General features: G+C 41.8%; 13 protein-coding genes and 2 rRNA genes. 9 read left to right on the top strand and 6 right to left on the bottom strand.

Translation table 11 applies throughout. The features are described 5' to 3' along the window. Nucleotides 1-508 precede the first annotated feature (508 nt). Complete coding sequence (locus ACFFGT_RS20095; protein WP_377024301.1) at nucleotides 509-2,119, top strand: mechanosensitive ion channel family protein; 1,611 nt, start codon at nucleotides 509-511, stop codon at nucleotides 2,117-2,119. 144 nt (nucleotides 2,120-2,263) lie between these two features. Here ACFFGT_RS20095 and ACFFGT_RS20090 read toward each other — a convergent pair whose 3' ends face one another. After that, nucleotides 2,264-3,244, bottom strand: a complete 981-nt coding sequence (locus ACFFGT_RS20090) for an acyl-ACP desaturase (RefSeq protein ID WP_377024300.1) — start codon at nucleotides 3,242-3,244, stop codon at nucleotides 2,264-2,266. Between the two features lie 55 nt (nucleotides 3,245-3,299). Then, entirely contained in the window at nucleotides 3,300-4,358 is a 1,059-nt protein-coding gene (locus ACFFGT_RS20085) for a glycoside hydrolase family 5 protein (protein ID WP_377024299.1), read from the bottom strand. 127 nt (nucleotides 4,359-4,485) lie between these two features. Between ACFFGT_RS20085 and ACFFGT_RS20080 the strand changes: the two genes are divergently transcribed. The 8 genes from ACFFGT_RS20080 (at nucleotide 4,486) to ACFFGT_RS20045 (ending at nucleotide 17,634) form a co-directional block, all read left to right on the top strand. Continuing rightward, nucleotides 4,486-5,832 carry a sensor histidine kinase gene (locus ACFFGT_RS20080; protein WP_377024298.1) on the top strand — a complete coding sequence of 449 codons (1,347 nt, stop codon included), beginning with the start codon at nucleotides 4,486-4,488 and terminating at the stop codon, nucleotides 5,830-5,832. A gap of 12 nt (nucleotides 5,833-5,844) precedes the next feature. Next, entirely contained in the window at nucleotides 5,845-7,932 is a 2,088-nt protein-coding gene (locus ACFFGT_RS20075) for a cellulose biosynthesis cyclic di-GMP-binding regulatory protein BcsB (RefSeq protein ID WP_377024297.1), read from the top strand. Between the two features lie 175 nt (nucleotides 7,933-8,107). After that, entirely contained in the window at nucleotides 8,108-9,961 is a 1,854-nt protein-coding gene (locus ACFFGT_RS20070) for a glycosyltransferase (RefSeq protein WP_377024296.1), read from the top strand. Further along, nucleotides 9,958-11,526 carry a hypothetical protein gene (locus ACFFGT_RS20065; RefSeq protein WP_377024295.1) on the top strand — a complete coding sequence of 523 codons (1,569 nt, stop codon included), beginning with the start codon at nucleotides 9,958-9,960 and terminating at the stop codon, nucleotides 11,524-11,526. The genes ACFFGT_RS20070 and ACFFGT_RS20065 overlap by 4 nt, the downstream gene beginning before the upstream one ends. 1,285 nt (nucleotides 11,527-12,811) lie before the next feature. Next, nucleotides 12,812-13,642, top strand: coding sequence for a DNA adenine methylase (locus ACFFGT_RS20060; protein WP_377024294.1), 831 nt, complete (start codon nucleotides 12,812-12,814; stop codon nucleotides 13,640-13,642). Next, the gene (locus tag ACFFGT_RS20055; protein WP_377024293.1) at nucleotides 13,639-15,921 is read left to right on the top strand and encodes a DGQHR domain-containing protein; all 2,283 of its coding nucleotides are present in this window, start codon (nucleotides 13,639-13,641) and stop codon (nucleotides 15,919-15,921) included. Before ACFFGT_RS20060 ends, ACFFGT_RS20055 begins: the two co-directional genes overlap by 4 nt. 77 nt (nucleotides 15,922-15,998) lie before the next feature. Then, a complete protein-coding gene (locus ACFFGT_RS20050) occupies nucleotides 15,999-16,520 on the top strand; it encodes a hypothetical protein (protein WP_377024292.1) in 522 nt (173 codons plus the stop codon). Between the two features lie 4 nt (nucleotides 16,521-16,524). Further along, nucleotides 16,525-17,634: a DGQHR domain-containing protein gene (locus ACFFGT_RS20045; RefSeq protein ID WP_377024291.1), complete on the top strand. Its 1,110-nt coding sequence runs from the start codon at nucleotides 16,525-16,527 to the stop codon at nucleotides 17,632-17,634. A gap of 179 nt (nucleotides 17,635-17,813) precedes the next feature. Here the strand turns inward: ACFFGT_RS20045 and ACFFGT_RS20040 are convergent, their stop codons facing one another. The 4 genes from ACFFGT_RS20040 to ACFFGT_RS20025 form a co-directional block, all read right to left on the bottom strand. Further along, nucleotides 17,814-18,881, bottom strand: coding sequence for an AAA family ATPase (locus ACFFGT_RS20040; RefSeq protein WP_377024290.1), 1,068 nt, complete (start codon nucleotides 18,879-18,881; stop codon nucleotides 17,814-17,816). Between the two features lie 404 nt (nucleotides 18,882-19,285). Continuing rightward, complete coding sequence (locus tag ACFFGT_RS20035; protein ID WP_377024289.1) at nucleotides 19,286-19,525, bottom strand: hypothetical protein; 240 nt, start codon at nucleotides 19,523-19,525, stop codon at nucleotides 19,286-19,288. Between the two features lie 238 nt (nucleotides 19,526-19,763). Continuing rightward, nucleotides 19,764-19,875, bottom strand: a 5S ribosomal RNA gene (gene rrf / locus ACFFGT_RS20030). 325 nt (nucleotides 19,876-20,200) lie between these two features. Continuing rightward, a 23S ribosomal RNA gene (locus ACFFGT_RS20025) occupies nucleotides 20,201-20,303 on the bottom strand; the annotation flags it as partial.

Raw genomic sequence — 20,303 nt, 5'->3', positions numbered from 1 at the left:
GCAATCTCGTAGCCATGCATTTACGATTTGCAAAACCGCTGAGCATAGCTACGAGATTGCCGCGCTACCGCTCGCAATGACACAAATGACACAAAGGAAGGGGCTATCAAACCCAACCTCTAAAATCCATGTCATTGCGAGGAGCAGCACGGGTAAAAGCACTGGGGGCGACGTGGCAATCTCGTAGCCATGCATTTACGATTTGCAAAGCCGCTGAGCATAGCTACGAGATTGCCGCGCTATCGCTCGCAATGACATAAAGGAAGGGGCTTTCAAAACCAACCACTAAAATCCATGTCATTGCGAGGAGCAGCGCGGGCAAAGAGCACAAGGGGCGACGTGGCAATCTCGTAGCCATGCATGTACAATTTGCAAAGTGGCTGGGCATAGCTACGAGATTGCCACGCTATCGCTCGCAATGACATGGTGGATGGAAGCAGAACGATAGCCCCAAAGCAAAATATTATTTCCGCCAAATATTTTTTAGCTTTAACAGAAAAACATCCCTATGCCTAAAATTTATAACCTGCTCATCCTTTTTCTGTTTGCTGCATTTACCACACAGGCGCAAAAAATCTCAGATAAAAATGGCGAACCGGTAATTATTAACCGGGATACTTTGTTTAAATTTTATGCCCCGCAGGGATTGTTTAACCCAAAGGAGCGGGCCGAAGTGGTTACCAAACGCATTGAGGCCCTGATGAGCCGGATAGATTTTAACCCGGATTCGTTAACGCTTAAAAACGATACCTCCATATCGGTAATAGCCTACAACGGCCAAATGATCATGGGTGTTAATAATACCGATGCCTCCTATTCCGAACTGAACCGGCCGCAGCTGGCAGCAAGTTACCTCTCTATATTGAAAAACAAACTGGGCAATGTTTTTGAAAGCAACAGCCCCAAACAGCTAACCACTAACGTGCTTGAAGCTGTAGCAGTTATCGTTTTACTTATTATACTCATCTGGGTTGTTAACAAAGGCTTCAGGTGGATAAAATTAAAAATTATACAGGGATGGGAACGCCGCGTTGAAAAGCTGGCAGCTAAAGGCGCTCCTGTAGCTTACGCCTCGCGACTGCTTCCTTTTATCAGCGGACTGATTAATATCGGCCGGTTGCTTATTATCCTGTTGCTGGTTTACCTGGCTTTACCACTGTTGTTTTATATTTTCCCTTCTTCGCAGCCCATTGCTACCCAGCTTATCGGTTTCGTGGTTGATCCATTGAAAAGCATCCTGCTGGCTATTGTTCACTTTATACCCAACCTGCTTACCATAACAGTTATTTATTTGGTTACCCGGTATATTGTAAAACTGGTAAAATTTATAGCTACCGAGATCGCCAACGGGGCCATCACTTTAAAAGGTTTTTATCCCGAATGGGCTATCCCTACTTATAATATTATCCGTGTGTTGATGTACGCTTTTATGTTTGTGGTGATATTCCCCTACCTGCCGGGATCGCAATCCAAAGTGTTCCAGGGGGTAACTGTTTTTATCGGTGTACTTTTTTCGCTGGGGTCATCATCAGCCATATCCAATATGGTGTCGGGCATTGTGCTTACCTATATGCGCCCGTTCAAAATTGGTGACCGGATAAAAGTTGGTGAAATTATGGGCGATGTAATAGAAAAAAACCTGCTGGTTACCCGTGTGCGCACTATTAAAAACGAAGATGTAACCGTGCCCAATGCCACCATTTTAAGCGGCGCTACTGTAAACTACACCTCATCATCAAAAACTTTGGGGTTGATATTAAATACCAGTGTTACCATTGGCTATGATGCACCCTGGCAAACTATCCATAACCTGCTCATTAGCGCCGCCGAAGCAACAGAGGGGATCCTTGACAATCCCAAACCATTTGTGTTACAAACTGCCTTGAATGATTTTAACGTGAGTTACCAGATAAATGCTTATACCGATAAACCCGGCAAAATGGCCGTGATCTATTCGGCACTGTACCAAAACATACAGGATAAGTTTAACGAAGCAGGCATGGAGATCATGTCGCCGCATTTTACAGCCGTGCGCGATGGAAGCCATATCCAGATTCCGGAAAACTATGTTGCCGAAGGGTACAAAAAACCGGGATATAAAATAGAAAAGGATAGCTGAAAGGAGCTTAAAGCCGAAGGCTAAAAGCTACAAAAAAGCTAAAAGCATAAGACCTAAAGCAGAAAGCTATGAAAAAGAAGCGCTAACTAAAATCCCATTGCAAAGTAAAGCTTTAAGCCTTCGGCTTTCCGCTTTTAGCTAAAACTAACCGTTTATCCAGGTAAACTTGTACTCCAGCATTGGGTTTTTCATGCGCTCGGCTACACGTAGCAGGCGGTTTGGCAGGTTCATGATATAATCACGGGCCTTTTCGCCGGCTTCGTTAAGGTCGGGCACGCTTTCGATATGCCAGTCGGTAATAAGTTCTTTCAGGATATCAACATAGTCGATAGCGGTGTAAATACCTAAACGCTGGGCAGCATCGGTAAAGTGGCCAAAAGTTTGACCAACCTTTAAACCAACCTCACGCAGGAAATGGGCAGGCATCACTATCTTTTTACGCATCATATCCTCAAAAGCTATCATAGCTTCGCTTGGATCAACCTCAAATATTTTTTCGATAAAGTATTTGTAAGCTTTAGCGTGGCGCGCTTCGTCAGATGCGATAACACCGCACATTTTTGAAAGCAGCGGGTCGCCGTATTTTTTAGCCTGTGAGGCTACACGACGGTGCGATACATTGGTTGCCAGCTCCTGGAAAGAAGTGTATATAAAGTTACGGTAAGGATCATGACCGGTACCGATATCAAAACCATCAGAAATGAGGTATTGGGTTGAGATCTCCATCATGCGCATATCTACGCGACCAGACAGGTACAGGTATTTGTTAAGCAGGTCGCCATGACGGTTTTCTTCGCCAGTCCAGTGACGGGTCCATTTCATCCAGCCGCCTTCTTCATTGTCAGATACCCCTTCAACCATGGTAAGCCATGATTCGTAAGTAGGCAAAGCCTCCTCGGTAATGGTATCGCCAATTAAAACAGCGATCAGATCGTATGAAAGGCCTGCGGCGCTTTCCTGCAATTCCTTAATTTCAGTAAAGAACGAGTCTCTTGAAGAATCGGGTAAAAAATCCGACGGCTGCCAAATGGTATCTATCGGTTTCAGGTATTCATGTATTTTTTCTAACATGAACTTTTCGATGTGCACCATTACTTCTTTGCGCTTTTCTTCAAAAAATCTCATAACTGTATATTAGTGAGCAAAGGTAACTAAATTTGTAACATTAATGTTTAAATTTTCACTGTGTGCCGCTAATTGCGTCCATCATACACGAGGGCAAATTTCCCATGGCCGGCCCGCCGTTAAACAGCGAAAAACTATCGTTATAAGCCCAAAGCATGCCAGGAATATCAAGCCTTTTTAAAGCCTTGCGTACAGCCTTAATGTAACGGCAGCGGCTATCCAAATCGGCGTACTTATTATACACGCCATACTCGCCGCAAATAAGGGGAACATCATACTTCAGGGCCCAGTTTTTTACAATCTGCAGCTTATCATTTATCGACTGCTCGTTGCCATCGCGCGGGTACATCTGGTAGTTGCTTTGGCCGGGGGTATTTTTTGCTTTTGGATTAAGTGCAGGAAAATTTTCCGCATTGTATGGAAATGATACCCCGGTAGTGGCCACCTGGTCGCCCACCCAGCTTGCTCCCTGGTGGGTAAAAAAGAAAGGTTCGTAGAAGTGAAAGGTGTAAATAATATTTTCATCGGCGAGCCTTTCAAACCTGCTTAACTCGTAGATACTGTTATAGTTTGATGCACCTATTATGAGCGTACGCTGCTTATCTATTTTACGGATAGCGGTAACAATATTATATGCGGCATCCTTCCACACTTTGGGGTTAATATGGGGCGGCTCATTATAGATCTCAAAAAACAGGTTATTATAATCTGCGCTTCTATACCTTTTAGTTAATTTTAGCCACAAATCAATTATCCGGGGTGTTTCTGTAAGGTAATTATTATCGCTTAACCGGCCGTAATGATAATCTATCACCAACCTAAATCCGTAAGTATCGCATTGCTCAACAACTTTATCTACACAGGTAAAAAGTTGCGTAATTGTTGTGTGGCTAAAGGAAGTAAAAGCCACCGGTAGCCTGATACTTTTAAAGCCCAGTTTTTTGAGCAACAGAAAATCGGATTTTTTAATAGCGTTTTGAGCCAGCGAACTTTCGTTCCAGGTTTGCTCAAGCCATGAAATGCTGATGCCATTGTTTAAACTTTTGGCACGGTTAAAAGCAATTGCCCGGTCTTGCTGCAGAATTGGACGGCTTTTTGCAACAGAGGTTGTCACTGTTAGCAACAGCAACAACAAACCTGTTTGAATTATCGTATAACGAATATTTTTGTTAACCAATATTTTAACGGGATTAATTTAAACAGCAGCCTTAATTTTTAATTACAATTCAAGATAACGAATAATGTTTGTTCAAATTACTAACGAAGAATTAATTAAAGAGACCGCAAAAAAAGCGTGGTATCAAACCAATAATATAATCTGGACAATTATATTCCTGTACCCCCTTTTTAGCATTGTTGATTTTATTTACGCAACAAATTTCTGGCTGCAGTTTTTCATCATCCGTATCATTACCATCCTTATTATATACGGGCTGTTCAGCTATTTCCAGCATAAACAATTCAGTTACCGCATATTGCTGCACATCAGCTTTTTTATGCTTTCGGTAACTGCAGCTATATTATGTAACCTGGTAAGCATACAATTCCTTACCATTTACTTTATGCTGTTTGCTACCACCCTGCTGTTTTTTAACCTGCAGGTTTTTTGGGAGCCGCTAAACTCCATCATACAAACCCTGATGGCACTGCTGCTGCTTGCCATATTCTTTAACCTGTTAAGCGAATACAACCTCGACCTGGTTTTAAGCAATGGCGGGCAAATCTTCTTTATCATTGCGGGCATCTCCTGTTTAATACCCGGCGCCCGTTACAAAGTGATCCAGCGTGAAGTACGCTCGCAGATCATGATCGAAAAATCAAACGAGCAGCTTAAACAGCAAAACAAGGATATCGCCGAAAAAAATAACCTCATCGATATGCAATATGAGCAGCTCCGCAAGCTTGACAGCCAGAAGAACAGCTTTATCAACATAGCCGGGCACGATCTTAAAAACCTCATTGGCTCTATAGTAATGAGTAATAACATGATTAAGGAGGAGGATTTCAGGCTCAGTACCGATCAGAAGGAGTTTGTAGGCTATATCTCCGAATCGGCCGATAAGATGCAGTACATGCTTAATAAGCTGATGGATGTTAAGGAGATCGAATCGCCGGAGATGAAGTTTAACATGGAGATCTTTGATATTAACGTTGAGGTAATGCATGTTTACAGAGGCCTGTATGAAACAGCCCTGATGAAAAATATCCACCTGATCGACAATATCCTGAAACTGCCCCTTAATGTTAAGCTCGACAGGGTATTTGCAGGCCAGGTGTTTCAAAACCTGCTGTCAAACGCTATCAAATTTTCGCAAACCAATAACAGTATTAAAGTAATAACCAGCTTACAGCGCCAGAAATTTGTTTTCGAGATCATTGACGAAGGTATAGCCATCGGTCAGCAGGAACTGGAAATGATGTTTAACAAGCTTAAAACCCTTAACGATACATCGGGCGTTACCGAAAGCCGTTTAGGTTTGGGCTTATCAATTGCTAAGCTTATGACCAAGGAAATGGGCGGCGAGCTCAGCTACCGCAGCGACGACAGCGGCAATTATTTCAGAGTAGAATTTTACGTAATAAATTAATATTTATAATCAATGAATAAGTTTTTTACCTTATTAGCCTTTATCCTATTATTCAACACGGCTTCGCAGGCTCAGGGCAACAGCATTGCATCCTTTAAAGCCTATGGCCATGAAGATGACGTGGTATACGGCATGAGCGGCGCTATTTCATTTTACTTCAAGATCACACCTTTGGTTGAAATGAATGGCAGTAAACTGGTTTTATTTTTTGAACCCTCGCAGGCATTGATAAAATCGCATTCATACATTAACCTGGTTATTAATAATAAACCTGCTTACAGCAGCCGTTTAGGCCCCGATTCTATCCAGAAGATCACCCTTAACCTAACCCGTGCCGATCTGAGCCCCGACAAGTTCCTGAAGGTACAGATCAAAACCCTGCTCACCATCACCGACGATCAGTGTAAAGACCTGGATAACCCGGCTATGTGGTTAAAGATCAAAAACTACTCCTACCTTTCGCTGGTTAAAAGCAATAAAAACTTCTTTGATAACGTAAATATCAGCAACTGCTTCGATTCAAAAAAAGCTATCGTTTATCCAACAAACCCAACGCTGCATGACCTTAAGGCCGTGGCCTGGGCTTATTCGAGGTTAAAAAAAACCCAAACACGTGAAATTGCAGTTTATGAAGAAAGCAAACTGCCGGATAGCGTTCGCAACTACATCAGGGTAGGTGCTGTAGATAAATTACCTGCCGATCAGCGTGCGCTTGTAAAAGTTACCCCGCAAAACGGGCAGGGCTTATTTTACCTGCATAAATCAGTAAGCCTGATAACCGATACCATTGTACGCATGGTTGATGTAAAAGGCCAGCTGGTGCCTGTTAAAACCGTAACGCAGGAGCAGGCCCCTAAAGAAGTATTGTTTGTTACCGGCGGCGATGATGTAGGTTACGAAAGGGCTATTACCGCCCTGGGTAACATGAATATCCTCAACTCAACCTATGGCGATTACCTGCTGATTGCCCAGGCCGAGAACACCTTCTTTAAAACCATCGACGAAAACCGTTCAAAGCTATCGCTGAAACAAATTGGCGGCGTAAGCGATTTCCTTTCAGGTATTGGCTCGTTAAAAAGTGCTTACAGCTTTAAAAACAGCGATTTCAGCTTCACCCCTAAAGAGGTGGAGATCCGTTTTGTTGCCAACTACAGCGGCCTTGCCCCCGGCGACCGTGGTTTCTTCAACATATACCTTAACGGTTTGCTTATTAGCAGTGAAAAGCTGGATGCATCGGGTAAGCTGAACAGCAGCATCACCATTAACCGCTACCAGCACCATAAATACAACACGCTTGAGGCCGAATTCAGGTTTTACCCTACCAACGGTAACTGCCGCAACAGCTTCACCAACTTTTTTGCCGAGGTTGACGTTGATAAATCATACCTCGAATCAAAAAACCCTTTCATTACCAGCGACCTGAGCTTTTACCAGTACCCGGAGGCCTTTAACAACGGCACAACCAAAATTGTGGTAAGCGAGCAATATGCCAAATATGCCGCCGCCGCCATGGGCGAGATCATTTACGAGCTTAACAATAACATCAACGCTAACAACTTCCCCGAGTTTGTTTATTCGAAAGATGTTAATGTTAACGACCTGAAAAGATATAACATCGTTGCCCTGCTTTCAAAGGATGATAAGCTGCTTGATGAGTTCAGGGACGCGCCAATTAAGTTTAACCGCAATTTCAGGCTGTATAATACCGATAATAACAAACCGGTTTACCAGCTTTCGGATACGGTATCAAACGGCCTGGCGCAGATCTTTTACGGCGTAAGCAACAATGCAACTTTGGTACTTACCGCCACCGGTACGCACGTTGCCGAAGCTTTCCTCTCGGTATCCAAATCCATTACCGAGCAGCTTTCAACCCTGTCGAGCAATGTTTGTATCTCTGATGTTAACTCCAACAAATACCTGTTCAACATCAACAAATCGAGCGAAAACCTGGAGTACATTGATACCAAAAGCGGCCTTACCCGTTTCTGGGATAGCTATAACCTGTACATTTTGTTGGGCATCCTGATCCTGATCCTGCTTTCGTTCCTGTATGTGCGTTCAAAAGTTCAAAAATCGCAGGATCTGTTTAACGATTGATATCGCTGCACATTGCGCACAATTATCAAACCGGGCCTGCAACAACAGCCGGTTTGATAAAGTTATTTATAGAGTCTGTCGATACATTCACACAAGACTGATAGATAGCAATGATAATCATACTATTAGCTTTAAGCCTTAAGCATTCGGCTTTTAGCTTTTATAAACACCTTATATGGATACACTGAGTATTTCTATTCCTGATATTTTGGTTGCCCACGGATTCATTTCGCCGGCCGACCAGGAAAAGATCCATGCTTTTTCGGAAAGATCGGGTATGTCATACCTTAAAATAGCCCTTAACTTCGGCTATGTTTCCCGCAAAAACTATGAACGCTCATTAGGCAATGCAGGTTACCAGTTTGCCGGGATCCGCAATGAAACCTTCGACCAAAAGATCCTCGACCAGGTTGACCTTAAATTTGCCAACGACCAGCTGGGCCTTCCCCTCCGGATCGAAAACAATAAGGTGGTTACCATCATGGCCGATCCCGGCAACGATCTCTTCCTCGATTTTGTAAGGTTTACTTACGATCTGGAACCCGAAGTTATCGTAGCATCCGACCTTGAAATTACCTGGTTAAGCCATAAGCTCATCGGGCAAAAATATGTTAAGGCATCCGTTTTCGATCTCCTGAAGCGCGATCCTAAAAGCTCGGCATCAACAACCTTCACCCCGCCGCAGCTTGCTTTTATCTTTATTTTATGGGGCCTTACAGCCATCGGTTTGTTCCTTAATTTTAAAACCGTATCCATTGCCATTAACCTGATCATCAGCTCGTTTTTCCTGATCGCCATTATGTTTAAGCTATTTTTGGCCCTGGTAGGTTCGCGCTTTGAGCTGCACCAGGCAGTTACCAAAAACGATTTAAAAAACATTGTAAACGATGAGCTGCCCATTTACACCATACTGCTGCCCGTTTACAAGGAAGATAAGCTCATCAAAAAACTCATCTGGAACCTGCAAAGTATCGATTATCCGCGCGAGCAGCTGGACATCAAACTGCTTATTGAAGAGGATGACGATAAAACCCTGAACGCGGTAAAAAACCTTGATTTCCCTTCGGTGTTTGAAGTTATTGTGGTGCCTTTCCACATGCCTAAAACCAAGCCAAAGGCCTGTAACTACGGTTTGCATTTTGCAAGGGGGCAGTACCTTACCATTTACGATGCCGAGGATATCCCCGATACCGATCAGCTTAAAAAAGTGGTGGCCCTGTTTAAAAAGCTGCCCCAAAACTATATCTGCATTCAAAGCGCGCTCAACTACTTTAACCGTAACGAAAACTTCCTTACCCGTATGTTTACCCTCGAGTACTCGTACTGGTTTGATTATATGCTGCCCGGTTTGGATACGCTTGATATCCCCATCCCGCTTGGCGGCACCAGCAACCACTTTAAAATGGACGTGCTGGTTGAGCTTGGCGCCTGGGACCCCTTTAACGTAACCGAAGATGCCGACCTTGGCGTACGCGCCTATGCCAAAGGCTATAAAGTAGCCATTGTAAACTCCACCACCTACGAAGAAGCCAACAACAACTACTGGAACTGGATCCGCCAGCGCTCGCGCTGGATCAAGGGATACATGCAAACCTACCTGGTGCACATGCGCAACCCCGTAGCTCTGATTAAGAGGATCGGCTTCCGTGGTTTCCTGGGCTTCAACTTTTTTATCGGCGCAACCTCGGCTACCTTCCTCATTTACCCGGTGCTGCTGCTCATCTTTGTATGTTACCTCATATTTGATTTTTCAACTATCCGCAACCTGTTTCCTGATTGGGTGCTGTTCATGTCGATATTTAACCTTATGGTGGGCAATATCCTCATGATCTATATCAACATGATGGCCGTATTTAAACGCCGCTATTTCGAGCTCATTTTGTTTGCCATAGCCAATCCCATTTACTGGCTCCTGCACTCTGTTGCGGCCTACATGGGTTTGTATCAGCTTATCACTAATCCGTTTTACTGGGAAAAAACCAACCACGGTTTAAGCAAGGTTAATAACCCCACAAACGTTGTTAAATGAAAATTGCCAAAAGTACATACCTGTTTATATTTACGTTGGTGCTGGCCGGCTGGTACCTCTTTATAGGCATCTACCTTAATAAGCTGGGCTACTACAACCAGGAGAGCCTGTTTTATATCGAAAAAACAAAGATCGTGTTCGAGGGCCTCGGCAACCGCCTTAAGGTAATGGGCTTAACCGCCCCGCTGCTGCCCTTTTATTCCACCTTTATATTTTCGTTTATTGACAGTCACCTTGCCCCGGTAATAGCATCGGCCCTGGGTACGGCAGGTTTCTTTTACCTTATTTCGCGCTCGTTTTTAATCCGCGTTAAGGACGATTTTTATCTCATCATGGTAGCCCTGCTGTTTGCGCTGCATCCCGGCATCATTTACATGGCCTGCTCGGGCAAAGCCATTTACCTGGTAGTTATATTTTTATACCTGTTTTTCCTTAACCTGCTTAAGTTTTACCGCTCAAACACCACGTTTCACGTATCGGTAGCCAGCATGTGTTTGGTAACCCTTATTTTTTGCGATTACCGCTTTATCTGGCTCACGCTGTTCTTTATTCCGCTGGTGCTGTCCATAACGCTGGCCAGTCTTAATCTGGGCGAAAAGGAATCCATTTTCAGGCTGTTCATGAGCTTTAACAGTCCGTCGTTAAGGCGTAAGCTTATTAATAAAACCTTTGCCATTTACATCATCCTGTTTATCCTGCCCGTGGTATCGCTCATATGCTATAAGCTGCTTAACCAAACCCACGCCAGCGATTATAACTACTTTATGGAAAGCCCGCTGGCCACCTGGAACGTACTGGTCGACAAGTTAAATTACGATACCGCCGTAACCGCCGTAAACTACCAGCTGCCCGAACTCAGCATCCTGGTATCATTACGGGTAATTTATTTTTGTCCGCTCATACTGTTTGGCATGTACCTGCTGCGCGAAAGCACCTACCAGGTACTAACCGTTATCACCCTGTTTGCCTTTGTAGAGTTTTTGCACATCAAGTACGATAAGCTTTTCCTCACCTACCAGTACTACCTCATATTTTTATTTGTGGCCCTGCTGTGCATTGTATTTAAAGTACATACCATTAAAAATAAACTGGCCGTTAAAGTGGGCCTCGCCCTCGTGATCATCTTGCAGCTGTACACCGGCTACACCTTTTTAACCAACTCGCTAATTACCGACGAGCGCCGCTTCATCACCACCTTTAACCGCCTCAATCCTAATACCGACCAAAGCGAAAGCAAGGAAATAGCAGCCTACATCAACGGCCTGCCCGAGGGTACGCATATCCTCATGGACGATGCCGTATCATACCCCATTGTGGCATTTACCAACGATGTTAAAAAGCTAACCCTGCCCTACCAGCTCGACACCTTTCTTTCGGCCATTGAAACCCCCTATAAGTACGACGACTATATCCTGATAGCCACCCCCAAAAACCCCTTTACCGGCTACACCCAGCTCAACGATAAATACATCCCCGAAATCCGCCGCCTCAACAGCGGTGTAAACTACAAACGCGCCTACGAAACCGATGGCTGGATTTTGTATAAGGTGGTGACATTGCAGTAGGTTTGCAGTGGGCAGTTTTTGGTTGGCAGTTGTTTTTTAGTTGCAGTGGCAGTAGCAGTTGCAGTGGCCTGTCATCCTGAGCCTGTCGAAGGATCTTCTTCACCATGCATGACCGCTATACAGAGCGAAGAAGATGCTTGGTACCTCAGCATGACAAATTAAAAAGGTTTGTCATCCTGAGCGATAGCGAAGCATCTTCTTCACCATGCACGACCGCTTTACAGAGCGAAGAAGATGCTTCGTACCTCAGCATGACAAATTAAAAACGCTTGTCATCCCGAGCGATAGCGAAGGATCTTCTTCACCAGGCATGACCGCTATACAGAGCGAAGAAGATGCTTCGTGCCTCAGCATGACAATTTAAAAAGGTTTGTCATCCCGAGCGATAGCGAAGGATCTTCTTCACCATGCATGACCGCTATACAGAGCGAAGAAGATGCTTCGTACCTCAGCATGACAAATTAAAAAGGTTTGTCATCCTGAGCGATAGCGAAGGATCTTCTTCACCATGCCCGACCGCTTTACAGAGCGAAGAAGATGTTTCGTACCTCAGCATGACAAATTAAAAAGGTTTGTCATCCTGAGCGATAGCGAAGGATCTTCTTCACCATGCATGACCGCTATACAGAACGAAGAAGATGCTTCGTACCTCAGCATGACAAATTAAAAAGGTTTGTCATCCTGAGCGATAGCGAAGGATCTTCTTCACCAGGCATGACCGCTTTACAGAGCGAAGAAGATGCTTCGTACCTCAGCATGACAAATTAAAAAGGTTTGTCATCCTGAGCGATAGCAAAGAATCTTCTTCACCATGCACGACCGCTTTACAGAGCGAAGAAGATGCTTCGTACCTCAGCATGACAGCCGTTTTTAATATTACCCCATCAAATCAACATTACGAAAATCCTTAATTCCGAAATCGAAAATCCCAATTCCGAAATCAAAATAATGGCGTTGCCTGCGGCCCGGGCTTTACGCTGCAAATCCTCGCCCCGGCCCCCGCGCGAAGGCCTGTGCGGGCTGTGGGTTTTCCGCTGCAATCCCTAACGCGGCCGGGGCTCAGGGCTGGATAATTATAGCCAGGAATGCAAACTCTTTGGTATCGCAAAGCTGTGCCTTGTGTTTTTTGCTAAGTATTGAATTTGCTCGCGGTGGCAAGGCATTAAACATACCAAATATCATCAGGTATATTAATTCAACTTTATATTTTAATTATTTTTTATTTAAATCATATTAATAACTAATAAATCCATTTATTTTTTTACTTTCATTTAACCTAATCTAAATGAAAGAATTAAACCTAAATGACACCCGTATCGCACGGCCATTTTTACGTTGGGCAGGCGGTAAAACATGGCTTATTAAACATCTAATTAACCTCAAACATATTTCCTTCAGGAATTATCACGAAGCATTTTTAGGTGGCGGAGCTACATATTTTTATTTAGCTCCTAAAGGTCATTCATATCTATCAGATCTAAATGGCAACCTAATCGAAACCTATCAATCCGTTAAGGAAAATGTTGAGGATATCATAAAAGAGATGGCTTTCTTTAAGAATGAGGAAGATTTCTATTATCAAATTCGAGAAGCCAAATTTGAAAATCCAATACAAAGAGCAGCTCAATTTATTTATTTGAATCAAACCTCTTTTAACGGAATATATCGTGTTAATTTAAAAGGAAAATATAATGTTCCTTACGGCTTTAGACAAAAAGATTTTCTTGACATAGACACTTTGCGAAGTGCGAGTAAAGCATTAGAGCATTGTACATTATTTCAAAGTGATTTCAATGAAATTCTTGACAATATAGATGTTAACGACCTGGTTTTTTTAGATCCACCTTATACTGTTTCTCACAATAACAACGGCTTCGTTAAATATAATGAGAAAATATTTTCTCTTAATGATCAGATACGTTTAAGCGAAATGATCGAAAAGGTAAAGGAAAGAGGCGCCTATTACATCTTAACAAACGCTGCTCATACAACCATCGATGAAATTTTTGAAAAAGGCGACACCAAATTAATTCTCAACCGATCAAACGGTATAGGTGGGTTGAAAGCAAAAAGAGGACAAATAAGCGAATTCGTTTTTACAAACATAGCATTATGACTGAAGAGTTACGAGCAAAATTTTTTGAAAACCTGATAACAGGTGATGAAATTTCACAATTACTACGATTAAAAAAGCTTGATTCGTATAAAGAAAGTTTTAATAACGGTGCAGCCATCATAGAGGATAAACTAAAAGAAGGATGGGAGGTAGATGTAATCTTAAAGTCGAAAACTAAGCTATCAAAGCCTAAACCCAATGATACTCTATTTAAAGATAAGGTATGGTCATTATTTGCACGATTAGGATTCAAATTCCTAAATAAAGAAAGCTTCAATTTATCTTGTGATAAAAAAGATCTTTCAGCAGTACACAACATAGATATCTTTGCTAAGGATGACGAAACAGTACTCATAATTGACTGTCAATCGTCCATCAAAAACAGTGTAAGCAGTTTTGATGAACATCTTGAGCAAATTAAATATAAGAAAGCCGGATTAATAGCTACTATTCTTGCTCTATACCCTGGCGCTAAGCCAAAATTCAAATATATCTTAGCTACCCGGAATATAGGTATTTCACAGGAAGACGAAGCTGCTTTAAATAAAATTGATGGAATTCATTTTTCCGAGGAAGTCATTGATTATTACGATTCTTTACAATCTCAACTTGGTTTAGCTGCTCGCTATCAGTTATTAGGTTCATTGTTTGCCGGTCAGGATATCCCGGATTTAGAAAACAAAATCCCTGCCATAGAGGGAAAAATGGGTGGCCACACCTATTATTCATTTTCTATTGAACCGGAAAAACTACTAAAGATAGGCTATGTACTACACCGTAACAAGGCACATGAAAATATGATGCCGACCTACCAACGGCTTATTAAAAAAGCAAGATTAAAAGAGATTCATAAATTTATAGAAGAAGAGGCTGGGTATTTTCCCAACTCGGTAATTATTAATATCGTATCAACTAAAGGTTCTCTGGTGTTTGAACGCGCCTCCAACCAAGTTCCGGATTCAATTTCAAGAATAGGAATACTTCATCTTCCTAAAAAATATAGATCAGCATATATCATTGATGGTCAACATCGGCTATATGGATATGCTAATTCCAAATATCGAAATACTAATACTATTCCTGTAGTTGCATTAGTGAATTTGGACAGGTCTGATCAGGTCAAATTGTTCATGCAGATAAATGAGAATCAAAAGCCTGTCTCCAAAGATCTACGTAATACTTTAGATGCGGATTTATTGTGGGATTCTGAAAGCTACATCGATCAAATAAAGGCTCTTAAGTCGCGCATAGCTATAAAATTAGGAGAAGATCGGCGCTCTCCTCTTTATGATAAAATTTCAATTGGTGAAGATAAAAAATCAATATCTACCCAACAGATAGGTATAGCACTATCAAAAAGTGATTTCTTAGGTAAAGTTAAGGCTAAAGAGATCGAAAAAGTGGGAACATTTTATACAGGTCATCTAAATAAGGCTTTTCAAAATATCTCCGATTTTTTGATCAAAAGTTTTGGTTATCTTAAAGATGAGCTCAGCGACTTGTGGAATCAAGAAGGAAATATTATTGTAATAAATAAGGGTATCTATGGAATAGTGATGATTTTGAATGACTGTGTGAATCATTTGATTAAACATGAAATGATTGATCAAAGTTCATCAATGAAAGACATCTTTGACGAAATCAAACCATATCTTGACTCTGTTATTAAATTTTATAGAGAGCTCAATGAATCCCAAATTAATGAGTTAAAATCTGCGTATGGTATGCCTGGCGATGCCAAATATTGGAGGACATTGCAATTAGCTGTAAGAAAAGACTACCCTGAAATATTTTTTATAGGACTTGATGACTATCTAAAAAAAGAAGAAAAAGAAAACAATGAAACAGCGTTTCTATACATAAGAGAAATAGAAAATGAATATCTCAAGGTTGTTGTCAGACAAAAATTAGAAGATGAGTTTGGTAAAGCTTGGTTCAAAAAAGGGGTCCCAGAGAAAATATATTCAGACGCAATTGCTTTAGCGGCGAAGAAAAACAGGGAAATTGACAATGAAGACGAAGAAAAAGAACCTTGGGATCAGTTACATCTAATAGACTACAGGGAAATCATTTTAAAAAATTGGCAAAAGTTATTTGAAGGCACTTTCACCAAACCAGGAGAAGAAAAAATAAGTGGAGGAAAAGAGGCAAAAACAAAATGGGTAGTTGAATTGAACAGAATAAGAAATGAAAACTCTCACACCTATTATGTCACGAGCGAGGAACTATCATTTATTGAGGAAATTCATGATTGGTTGATAAAAAGCAGCTCGACTTAATCTCTTTTATCTTAATCATAGGACACCGTTAAACATAAATCGCAGAATAAAGGACAAAGGATAAATCAATTTTATTAATGGAAGATTTTAATTCTTATAAGAAAAAACAATATATAACTAAGGCTTTTAATGCATCATTTTGGACAATTTTGGGAGCCGTGTTACCATTGATTTTGGGAAGTATAATTTTATTTGCTTGTAGCCAATCGAGCAAGTGGATTGGATTTGTTGATCGAGGAGATTTTTGCATATACAGTGCGGGGTTATTGTCCAGTTCCTTATTTGTCTTATCTGACAATAAGGAACATATTAAAAAATGGCATAATTCTATTCTGTATCCGTCAACATTTGTATTAATAATAATTGCTGCCACATTGTATTGTGCGATTTATATAGTTGGAGAGCTGCTAAAAGATCAAAATAGTATTGTCATCTCAGTCCACTTCGTACGTTATATGTCGTTTTCGTTAATACTTTTATCAATAATAATTACTTACAGGTCTTTAATAATAGACTTTAAAGCGCGCCCACCCAAAGTTGACGTGGTAAAAAAATCGGGAGAAGAGGTACAAAATATCATGAATCAACTGGGAAGCTAACGCTATGGAAAAAGAATATATACAAATCAAATGCTTAGAGGTAACACAACCAATAGGTAAATTTTACGTAGGGGTGATGAACTATGACGATTTGGAGCGCATATCGCTTGTAGATGTTAGGCACATGGCTTCAAAGGAAAGTGAACTCGAAACCTACATGGGTATTCAACGTACATTGGATGGCGGCCGAGTCGGAAAAATAAAAAAATATTTAGAGGGAATAGATGCTACATTTCCGACAAGTATTATTGTCGCTATGTCTTCCGAGAGTACGACATATGACGCCAACACCAACACCATGCGAATAACAAATAAAACAGATGTTGCGAAAATATTAGATGGGCAACACAGGTTAAAAGGACTTGAAGGTTTTGGAAAGCCAGGAAATAAATTTCAACTGAATTTGACAATCTTTTTAGATGTTGAATTAGAAGAACAAGCTCTAATATTTGCGACTATTAATCAATCACAAACTAAAGTGAATAATTCCTTGGTTTATGATTTATTTGAGTTTGCAAAAGTTAGAAGCCCTCAAAAAACAGCGCACAACATTTGCAAGGCTCTAAATGAGAAAAATGACAGCCCATTTAAAGATAAAATTAAAATATTGGGCACCGCAGATGACAAGGAAAAAGAGACTATTAGTCAAGCTACTTTTGTTGAAAATTTAATCTCTTATATAACAGTTGATAAAGTCAAGGATCGTAATATCTATAAGGCTGGAGGTTCACCAAGAAAAGCAAATAACGAGGAATTAAAGAAATTACTTTTTAGAAATCTTTTCATTGAAGAAAAGGATGGTGAAATAGCTCGGATTATTTGGAATTATTTCAAGGCTGTAGAAAAAAAATGGCCCACTGCTTGGGGCTCTCCTCAAGCCAATTTAATCCTGAATAGATCTAATGGTTTTGCAGCTCTAATGATATTTCTAAAAGATGTTTACATTAATATTGTTAAAACCAATGTTGGCGCAGTTCCCAGTGTTCCTGATTTTTTGATTATTCTTGATAAGATTGGACTAAAAGACAGCGATTTTACAAAAGACAATTTTGTGCCTGGTAGTTCTGGTAGAGCTGCCCTGTACAAGAGATTTAAAGATGACACGAAAATCTAATTAAGTATTTGTTTAACATTAAAACAAATAAACCAAAAAAGGTCTGCCAAAACGGACAGACCTTTTTAAAATTCTTCTACCTAACCTTGAATTGCGGAGTATAAAGCATTGACAAAACCGTGGTGTACTCGTGTCCCTCCATCAAAGGAAAGGCTTCAAATCTCCCCTACCGAGGAAGATTACGGGAGCCTATTCAGCATCCTGTTCACATTCCCCGCACTCATCCCAAGCCGCTCGGCCACCTGCCGCTGGCTTAAACCTTCGTCGATTAATTTTTTGGCCTCCCGGCGCATCTGTTCGCGTTCTTGTTTGGAGGTTTCGCGCAGGTGGTTTTTCTCGCAATCATTCCCCGTAAAAACAAACTTTAAAAAGCCGTTATGCCGTTCTAATTGAGCAAGGCATACGTTGTCGGCGCCATAAGTTTCGGCAGTGCTGCGTTGCTTAATCTGCTTTAAATACCGCCGGCCGGGCATCGAATGGCTTTCGCCCATGGCAAAGGCGCTGTCGCAGAAATTGATCAGCATTTTACTCCCCTGCAAATCATTGCGGCTAAGCGGCAGCCGCGGGTTACGCTTAGGGGTATGGGCCAGCACCAGGATGCTTATCCCATGCCGGGTTTTAAGCTTTTTCAGTTCCTTCATCAGCAACAGGGCAGCCCCGGCGCTCTCGGTTCCGTTGCGCAGGCAGGTAATATTATCAATAATGAGCACCCGGGCATCCGTACGTTTAATGCCCCGCGTTAAAGCCTCAATCACATACCTGTCGAGCTTTTGATAGTGCGAGCTTGCACGGTTAAACTGGTTGTATTCGCCGCGGTAAAATTCGGAGGCAAAATGGTACCGGTTTTGGCCGTCGGTATAGCGTTGTTCAAACTGCTTACCGGTAAGTTCAAAATCAATATACAACACCGGCGAGGCTTCGGCCCCAAGCGTAAAGGGAGCAATGGGTTCGCCGCGGGTAATGCTGTCGGCAAGCTGCACAGCCAGCAGGCTTTTGCCCATATTGGTATCAGCAAACAGGATGCACAGTTCGCCCTCCAGCCAAAAGTTGCCAAACAGCATTTGAGGCGTTTCGTGTTCAGTTTCCATAGCCATCCACTCATTGGCCGGGTAAATATCAAACAGCTCAACCACAGCATCCGGGTCGGAAAAAGCCACCTGCCCCTTGCGCGCAAGCTTATCCGCCGTTTCCCTCACATCATTTTGAATCATCTGAATAACCAACGGTTTTTCTGTAGTATGGTCCATAAAAAAAAATTGCCCCATCCCGTGCCTGAAAAGCAGGAAACATCCATCGTTATTTGCCGCTAACCAACCGGCAATCATGAAAGGCACTCAAATTTACCTGCTAAAAAGTCCCCCAATGGTGGCACCATTTTGTCAGTGTTCAGTTTTTAAAAACGAAGTGTTCAGCGTTTAAAAATCAATTTCCATAAACAACTGATTATCAAACACAATCTGTTCAAACCAGGATTTTAAGCTGATTTACCAATTTATAAAGCGCTGATTATCAGGAGTTCAATTTTATAGAAAAATACAAAGTGTTTACACTTTCAAAAATTGAACAGCAGGTACCGGCAAGTGTTAAAACAAAAAAAGGCCCGCCAAACCCGGCCGACCTTCTTCAAATTCTTCTACCTAACCCAATACTTTTATTCCTTGCTCTTCTTTTTGGCAGGTTCAACATATTTTTCGCCCAGGGCTTCGAGGGCGGCTATCAGTTTCTTCCTTTCAACGGCGTTATCGGGCACGGTAGCCAGCTTTTCGCGGCGGGCTTCCTCCACCTTGCGGATCTTCTCGTCGAAAGCCTTGTTGATCTTGTCGAGCTCGGGCGTGGTATCCAGTTTGGCTATTTCTAATCTAATTTGGGCTGCTAATTTTTCAAATTCCATCGGGCTGATTTTTGGAAGCGCAAACATAAAAAAATGAGTTCAGGTTTTCATTAACTCAATAAAAAGTATGTGTGTTAACGTATATTTTTTTGTTGGCTCCGTCCCATATAAATATTCGCTTTGCGTCTTGGCGCCTTTGCGAGAAACTAATAGAGGGTTTGCAAAGTGCGTTCAACGCAAAAAGCCTTAGTTGTTGACTAAGGCTTTTGCGATTTGTTGCACCATTAAAGGTGATAAAGGTTGGCACCGACCTACTCTCCCACGTTTTACCGCAGTACCATCGGCTCTGGCGGGCTTGACTTCTCTGTTCGGAATGGGAAGAGGTAGACACCGCCGATATAGGCACCTGAATTTCTTTTGGTTCATTGGTTCATTCGTTCAGTTGTTCATTGGTCTGAGCATACTGCTGAATTTCTCCTTTGTACCGATATTTTATTTGTTTGTTATTGCTCGTTATTCTTTCGTTATCTGGTTACTAATGAACCAATGACACCGATGAACTAATGAACCACCAAACAATGACATATTATTGAAAGAAGTGATTGAATTTAAGAGAAAACAACAGCATTCGTTGTTTTTGTTTGTTTCAGGTGAATGATCAATTTCGTTGTTTTTGTTTGCGATTTTGCAACCACTCTCTCAATCAACTTAATCAACCACTCACCCTATTTCTATCTGAAGAAAGCTTCGGGCAATTAGTATCACTCGGCTATGATGTCACCACCTTTATACCTATGACCTATCAACGTAGTAGTCTCCTACGACCCTCAATGGAAGT

Source organism: Mucilaginibacter angelicae (assembly GCF_042434235.1).
Taxonomy (GTDB): domain Bacteria; phylum Bacteroidota; class Bacteroidia; order Sphingobacteriales; family Sphingobacteriaceae; genus Mucilaginibacter; species Mucilaginibacter angelicae.
Note: the sequence above shows the minus strand (reverse complement) of the source record. Positions and strands in the feature narration are given on the sequence as shown.

Excerpts from the sequence above, each read along its gene's own strand:
- ACFFGT_RS20095 (WP_377024301.1), top strand. The coding sequence starts at position 509 with ATGCCTAAAATTTATAACCTGCTCATCCTTTTTCTGTTTGCTGCATTT.
- ACFFGT_RS20090 (WP_377024300.1), bottom strand. The coding sequence starts at position 3,244 with ATGAGATTTTTTGAAGAAAAGCGCAAAGAAGTAATGGTGCACATCGAA.
- ACFFGT_RS20080 (WP_377024298.1), top strand. The coding sequence starts at position 4,486 with ATGTTTGTTCAAATTACTAACGAAGAATTAATTAAAGAGACCGCAAAA.
- ACFFGT_RS20075 (WP_377024297.1), top strand. The coding sequence starts at position 5,845 with ATGAATAAGTTTTTTACCTTATTAGCCTTTATCCTATTATTCAACACG.
- ACFFGT_RS20070 (WP_377024296.1), top strand. The coding sequence starts at position 8,108 with ATGGATACACTGAGTATTTCTATTCCTGATATTTTGGTTGCCCACGGA.
- ACFFGT_RS20065 (WP_377024295.1), top strand. The coding sequence starts at position 9,958 with ATGAAAATTGCCAAAAGTACATACCTGTTTATATTTACGTTGGTGCTG.
- ACFFGT_RS20060 (WP_377024294.1), top strand. The coding sequence starts at position 12,812 with ATGAAAGAATTAAACCTAAATGACACCCGTATCGCACGGCCATTTTTA.
- ACFFGT_RS20055 (WP_377024293.1), top strand. The coding sequence starts at position 13,639 with ATGACTGAAGAGTTACGAGCAAAATTTTTTGAAAACCTGATAACAGGT.
- ACFFGT_RS20050 (WP_377024292.1), top strand. The coding sequence starts at position 15,999 with ATGGAAGATTTTAATTCTTATAAGAAAAAACAATATATAACTAAGGCT.
- ACFFGT_RS20045 (WP_377024291.1), top strand. The coding sequence starts at position 16,525 with ATGGAAAAAGAATATATACAAATCAAATGCTTAGAGGTAACACAACCA.
- ACFFGT_RS20040 (WP_377024290.1), bottom strand. The coding sequence starts at position 18,881 with ATGGACCATACTACAGAAAAACCGTTGGTTATTCAGATGATTCAAAAT.
- ACFFGT_RS20035 (WP_377024289.1), bottom strand. The coding sequence starts at position 19,525 with ATGGAATTTGAAAAATTAGCAGCCCAAATTAGATTAGAAATAGCCAAA.